This window comes from Pseudomonas sp. SIMBA_041 (assembly GCF_046535095.1).
Taxonomy (GTDB): domain Bacteria; phylum Pseudomonadota; class Gammaproteobacteria; order Pseudomonadales; family Pseudomonadaceae; genus Aquipseudomonas; species Aquipseudomonas mucoides.
On the sequence record NZ_JAWRXJ010000863.1, the window covers coordinates 1 to 240 of the forward strand.

1 protein-coding gene is annotated in these 240 nt (G+C 61.2%); it reads right to left on the minus strand.

Features of this window, described 5'->3' with window-relative positions; translation table 11 throughout:
* Window positions 1-87 precede the first annotated feature (87 nt).
* Window positions 88-240, minus strand: a 153-nt coding sequence (locus tag SB725_RS33595) for a cation transporter (protein ID WP_410923745.1), incomplete at its 5' end; no start/stop codon positions are given.

The following is a 240-nucleotide window of genomic DNA, read 5'->3' on the forward strand; positions in this document are numbered from 1 at the left end:
GCTAAGCAAGTGCGTAAGTCTACCTGCTAAGGGCTCCATCAGCATGAAAACATTTGCAACAAAAGGGGCACCAAGCGCCCCTGGGCATCAGGCCACTTCGGCTTGATAACCCTCGTCACGGATCGCCGTGAGGATCTGCTCCACCGCCATCGCACTCTGCACCCGCACCTGCTTGCCCGCCAGGTCGACCTCGACCTGAGCCGCGGCATCTTGCGCCTGCACTGCCCGGGTCACCGCTTT